Origin of the sequence: Streptococcus infantis, from assembly GCF_047463315.1 — a bacterium.
Lineage (GTDB): Bacteria > Bacillota > Bacilli > Lactobacillales > Streptococcaceae > Streptococcus > Streptococcus infantis_AB.
On sequence record NZ_JASHEB010000008.1, the window covers coordinates 43,742 to 50,877 of the forward strand.

Consider the following 7,136-nt stretch of genomic DNA (forward strand, 5'->3'; position numbering starts at 1 on the left):
GGCTTTCCCCTCTTTTGGCATGTTTAGGCCCTGAAAATTATATGCAAATTTTCTGAAAAATGGCAATAAATTGAAATTAAGTTAACCTAATTTTATGTCTCGAAATGATGAGCATAATGCTTGGTTTTTAAGTACAATAGTGCTAAAATAAGACGTTGCATGTTTAGAGGTTTTGAAAAACAATGCATAAAATATAACAATATATACACTCCCTAAAGGGTATTGGAGGTAAATCATGAAAAATGATCTGTTTAACGACCGAATTAGTCGATTCTCGATCCGTAAGCTTCATGTAGGAGTTTGCTCGGTCTTACTCGGAACGTTAGTGATGCTCGGAACGGCTACAGGTGTTGGAGCTGATGAAGTAACACAAGAAAAACAAGTTGATGGAGTTGCAACTACAACAGAAGCAGACAAAACAGAGGCTCCTGTAACTACAGAAGCAGCAGAAGCAGCACCTGCTAAAGAAGTAACGTATCAAGCAGAAGCAGCGCCTGCAGTTTCTACTGAAGTAAAACCTGAGCTTAATAGGGACAAATTGGCAACTTACGTTGCTGAAATTGAAGCAAACGTGGCAAATGGTAAATACAGTAACAAGACAGACGAGAGTGTAGAGGTTCTTAAAGCTAGTCTTGCGAACGCTAAAAATGCACTTACTTCTGCTACAAGTCAAGCTGAGTTGGATGCAGCTTATCAATCACTTGTAACAACTGTCAATGCTAAACTTAAAAACAAAGAAAAAGTTGTAGCCGAAGAAAAAGTAGCAACTGCTGATAAGACAGAAGCAACAACTGGAAAACCTGCAGAAAACACAAAGCCAGCTGAAGGTACTAACGCAATCGCAAATACAGGGAAAAACGACCCTCGTAATGGTAAAGAGATTGACAAGAATACTGCCTTCCGTGCAGATACTGCAACAGCTACTGGAATTGGTGCAGACGTTGAAGATGCAACTTCAACTCCGAAAGTTGAAAAGCCTGGCTTTACAACAAATATCAATGCTAAAGACATAGCCAGCCAAATCTCTTGGTTGGACTTTGGAGATGTAGCCAACTGGACAGGAACTACAACAACATCAAAAGGTGACCTTGCTCTCCAAGTTGGGGCTACCTATACTAAGGAAATTATGCCGGGTTATGTGGTTACCATCAAAGTAAAATCTTTGAAACCCTTCCAAGCAACTGAAATCTACAAAAAGCGTTTAGAAGACCGAGGAGCGACGGCTGCTGAAAAAGCGACCTATGATCCAAATGCAAGAAATGGTTATGGGAAAGCGACTAATACACCTGCTACGAGAGAAGCTTTTACTGCTGGTGAAGAAGCTAAAGTTATTGCCGAAGCTCAAAACCGTTGGACTGAAATAAAAAAAGAAGGTATTGACACTGGTACAACTAAGAAAACTACTATCAGTTCAGAACTTGAAGGTGGGAATATCGGTGTTCAGTTTGAAGTTTCTGCGACCTTCCGTGGAAAAGTGGTCAAACCTGCCATTGTCATGGCGGATGGTGAGTCCGCTAACCCTGGTGAAATGGTACTATTCACCACAAACGGTTCAGGTTGGCAACACATTGGTGAGTGGTATAAAAATGGAAATAAATCTACTAAAACTTATATTCCACAAGATACAGACAATTTATTTGGTCCAAACCCTGCCACTAAAATAGATGGCATGAATTACTATAGGACGAACCTTGACCTACTTCAACGCTCAGATCAAGTGGGGCCAGATAAAAAAGCGGTTGCTTGGAAGTACTTTGGAAGTGCTGATTTAACAACTGCAGGTCTCGGAACTGGGGTCTTTGGACCAAATATTTCAAGTATTGCTGCTGTTCCCCTTGTTATGACACGTGGAGCGTCCGAAGTTGGCTTGTATATTGCATCTTCAGGTAAACAATCAGCCATGCTTGGTTTCTTCCCACTTGATGAAGGAGATGCTCCTGAATCATACGGCAAGGCAGTTCATTCAATTGCAACTGTAGATGGAATTACTGGTAAGAAAGTGAACCAACCTTATCTTGGTCACTTGAGTCCTGATATGGATGAAAATAATGCTCTTGATTGGACCGGTGATGATAAAGCGACGACAGCTGATGAAGGCATCGACCAATTGCTTCCGAATGACCTCAAAGGAAAAACCAATGAGTTGATCAAGATGGATCGTACAAAACCAGGGAATTATACGATTACTGTTGAAGCTCATACAGACGGGGCGCCTCAAGCCAATATTTATGGTTGGGTTGACTTTAACCAAAACGGTACCTTTGATGAAGACGAACGCTCTGATTTAGCAACCATTACTAAGGATGGAGCCGTTACCCTAAGATTCACCAAGAGTAAAACCTATATCGATCCTAGTGTCAATGAATTGGGTGTTCGGATCCGTATCGCTAAGAATGCTAAAGAAATCGAAAGCCCAACTGGTATGGCCTTTTCAGGGGAAGTTGAGGACTTTAAGACTCAAATCACTCACCCACCAAAAGGGGAATTCAAAGAAACAAGTGGTCCTCAAGGTGCTAAACAAACAGCAACTGTAGCCTTTACTGCTCGAGGTTTGCAAGGCTATAGCTTAACTGAATCAGCAAAAATTGATGAAACAGTAGCACCATACATTGTCGATGCAAATGGGAACAAGGCTACTTTGGATGCTGAAGGCTACTATGTCGTACCAGGTCAAGGTAAATATAAGATTACCGCAAATGGTAAAGACGTAGATGTGGAATTCATCCCAGAAGATCACTTCCTTGGAACAGCTGATGGAATTTCAATCCGTCGTACAGATAGTAATGGCTACGATACTGGTTGGTCAACTAAATTCCCAGATAAGGAAGCCAACGTTGATACAGTATTAAAAACAATGGATGGTCTTTACATCCCAACAGTAACTCCAAGTGAAATTGAAGGTGTTGATAAGACTTCAACTGATGTCCAAGGAGCAACTCAAACAGGTACACCAACTTTTAACACAACTCTTACAAATGCTAATGGTGAAAAGATTGCTGTCACTCCAAGCTTGGAGTATCCTGCTAAATTAGTGGACCCAGCAACTGGACAAGTCACCAACGCAACTTCTGTAACAGTAGCGGGAGAAGGAACATACTCAATCAATGATGCTACAGGAGAAGTTACCTTTGTTCCAGAACCAGGATTTACTGGTACTGCAAAAGGTGTTACTGTGTCATTGACTGCACCTGTCGGAAGAGATAAAGATGGTACTGTTCGTGATGAATACCTCAAGACTGCTACAGCTAAGTACACACCAACAGTAACTCCAATTACAATCACTCCAACAGATAAGGTTTCTGAGGATATCCAAAACGTTCCACAAACTCAAACTCCTACATTTGAGTTGAGCAACGACAAAACTGCAACAATCACAAGCAAGAAATTGGTAGATCCAGCAACAGGTCAACCTACTGATGAAACAACTGTGACTGTTCCAAGAGAAGGAACATACACTATCGATCCTACTACAGGAGCAGTAACGTTCACTCCAGAACCAGACTTTGTCGGAACAGCTAGAGGTGTTAAGGTTCAAGCAACTGCAACTATTACAAACGCTAAAGGTGAAACTTCAACAATCACTGCTGAAGCAAGCTACACACCAACTGTGAAATCAGCTGCTCCAACAGCGAAACCAGCTACATCTAAGGATATCCAAGGTGCGACACAAACAGGAACACCAACATTTGCAGGTACAACTGTTTCTGTTAACGGTGAAGACAAAGAAATCACTATTAAAGATAACAGCTATACACTTTTGGATAAAGATGGTAATGAAGTTACAACTACAACAGCTTATGCTGAAGATGGAACAACACCAATCGGTACATTCACGATCGACCCAGCAACTGGTACTGTAACATTCACACCAACTGATAAGTCTTACACTGGTAAAGTAACACCTGTTAAGGTTCAAGCTGAAAGCTCAAACGGAATCAAAGTTGATACAACTTACACTCCTGAGATTGTTCCAGTAACACCAACAGCAACACCAGCTGAAACAAAAGACATCCAAGGTGCCACACAAACAGGTAAACCTGAATTCAAGGGTGGAACTGTGACTGTTGATGGAGTAGAAAAAACTGTTCCAATCAACGAAGCTGTTCCAGCAACATTTGACGATGGAACAACAACTAAGACAGTAGAAGGTGTTGGTACATACACAGTAGCACCAGATGGAACAGTAACATTTGTTCCAGAAAAATCATTCGTTGGTAAGGCTCCTGCTGTAACAGTTGTCCGCGAAGATAAGAACGGAACAAAAGCCTCTGCAACATACACCCCAACAGTAACTCCTGTTAAACCAACTGCAACACCAGCAGAAACAACAGATATCCAAGGTAAGACACAAACAGGTAAGCCTAAGTTTACAGAAGGTGATCCAAGTGTACCAATGGATGACGATGTTCCAGCAACATTTGAAGATGGTTCAACAACTAAGACTATCCCAGGTGAAGGAACATACACAGTAGCACCAGACGGAACAGTTACATTTGTACCAGAAAAATCATTCACAGGAACAGGAACAGGCGTGACTGTTAAACGTGTAGATAAGAATGGTACACCGGTAACAGCTAAGTACACACCAACAGTAACTCCGGTAACACCAACAGCTGAAGATGCTACTTCAACTGATAAACAAGGTCAAACACAATCAGGTAAACCAACATTCACACCAGGTAACTCAGACGTGCCAATGGATGATGATACACCTGCAACCTTCGAAGATGGTTCAACAACTAAGACTATCCCAGGTGAAGGAACATACACAGTAGCACCAGACGGAACAGTTACATTCGTACCAGAAAAATCATTCACAGGAACAGGAACAGGCGTAACTGTTAAACGTGTAGATAAGAACGGTACACCAGTAACAGCTAAGTACACACCAACAGTAACACCAGTAACACCAACAGCTACTCCAGCTGAATCAGTAGCACCTCAAGGTGTGGTTCAAACTGGTACTGTTACATTCACAGAAGGTGACCCAGTTGCACCAATCGACAAGGATACGATTACTCTTCTTGACGAAAATGGTCAACCAGCTACATCAGTAGTTGCTAAATCACCAGAAGGTAAAGAAATCGGTACTTTCACAGTTGATAAAGCAACAGGTGTTGTAACATTCACACCAACTGACAAGTCATACTCAGGTGATGTTGTTCCAGTTAAGGTTCAAGCTAAAGACGCTAACGGTACTGCCGTAGAAACAACATACACACCTAAGATTACTCCAGTAGTTCCAACAGCAGAACCAGCAACTTCAACAGATATCCAAGGTAAGACACAAACAGGAAAACCAACCTTTACAGAAGGTGATCCAAGTGTACCAATGAATGACGATGTTCCAGCAACATTTGAAGATGGTTCAACAACTAAGACTATCCCAGGTGAAGGAACATACACAGTAGCACCAGACGGAACAGTTACATTCGTACCAGAAAAATCATTCACAGGAACAGGAACAGGCGTAACTGTTAAACGTGTAGATAAGAATGGTACACCGGTAACAGCTAAGTACACACCAACAGTAACTCCGGTAACACCAACAGCTGAAGATGCTACTTCAACTGATAAACAAGGTCAAACACAATCAGGTAAACCAACATTCACACCAGGTAACTCAGACGTGCCAATGGATGATGATACACCTGCAACCTTCGAAGATGGTTCAACAACTAAGACTATCCCAGGTGAAGGAACATACACAGTAGCACCAGACGGAACAGTTACATTCGTACCAGAAAAATCATTCACAGGAACAGGAACAGGCGTAACTGTTAAACGTGTAGATAAGAACGGTACACCAGTAACAGCTAAGTACACACCAACAGTAACACCAGTAACACCAACAGCTACTCCAGCTGAATCAGTAGCACCTCAAGGCGTGGTTCAAACTGGTACTGTTACATTCACAGAAGGTGACCCAGTTGCACCAATCGACAAGGATACGATTACTCTTCTTGACGAAAATGGTCAACCAGCTACATCAGTAGTTGCTAAATCACCAGAAGGTAAAGAAATCGGTACTTTCACAGTTGATAAAGCAACAGGTGTTGTAACATTCACACCAACTGACAAGTCATACTCAGGTGATGTTGTTCCAGTTAAGGTTCAAGCTAAAGATGCTAACGGTACTGCCGTAGAAACAACATACACACCTAAGATTACTCCAGTAGTTCCAACAGCAGAACCAGCAACTTCAACAGATATCCAAGGTAAGACACAAACAGGAAAACCAACCTTTACAGAAGGTGATCCAAGTGTACCAATGAATGACGATGTTCCAGCAACATTCGAAGATGGTTCAACAACTAAGGTAATTCCAGGTGAAGGAACATACACAGTAGCGCCAGATGGAACTGTAACATTCGTACCAGAAAAATCATTCACAGGAACAGGAACAGGCGTGACTGTGAAACGTGTAGATAAGAACGGTACACCAGTAACAGCTAAGTACACACCAACTGTTACACCAGTAACACCAACAGCAGAACCAGCTACAACTATTGGACCAAAAGGTAAAGAACAGTCTGGTAAACCAACATTCAAGGAAGGCGATAGACGTGTTCCAATGAACGATGATGTTCCAGCTACATTTGACGATGGTTCAACAACTAAGACAATTCCAGGTGTTGGTACTTACACAGTAGCACCAGACGGAACAGTAACCTTCAAACCAGAACCTGAATTTACAGGAACAGCTCCATCTGTAACAGTTGTTCGTGAAGATATGAACGGAACAAAAGCTTCTGCAACATACACACCAACAGTAACACCAGTTACTACGTTTGTAGATAAAGAAGGTAAAGCAATTCCAGGATATCCAACAGAAGATGGTGAAAATCCTAAGAAAGATATTCCAGGATACCGCTTCGTAGAGACTAAGAAACTTCCAAACGGCGACACAGAACATGTCTACGAAAAAGTGAAGACTAGTCACAAGGATAAAGACGGAAATGAAATTCCAGGATATCCAACAGAAGACGGCGAAAATCCTAAGAAAGACATTCCAGGATACCGCTTCGTAGAGACTAAGAAACTTCCAAACGGCGACACAGAACATGTCTACGAAAAAGTGAAGACTAGTCACAAGGATAAAGACGGAAATGAAATTCCAGGATATCCAACAGAAG

The 7,136-nt window shown here is 41.9% G+C and carries 1 protein-coding gene; it reads left to right on the forward strand.

The window, feature by feature from the left end:
• Nucleotides 1–235: 235 nt before the first annotated feature.
• Nucleotides 236–7,136, forward strand: a 6,901-nt coding sequence (locus QM857_RS08655; protein ID WP_414275700.1) for a CshA/CshB family fibrillar adhesin-related protein, incomplete at its 3' end; no start/stop codon positions are given.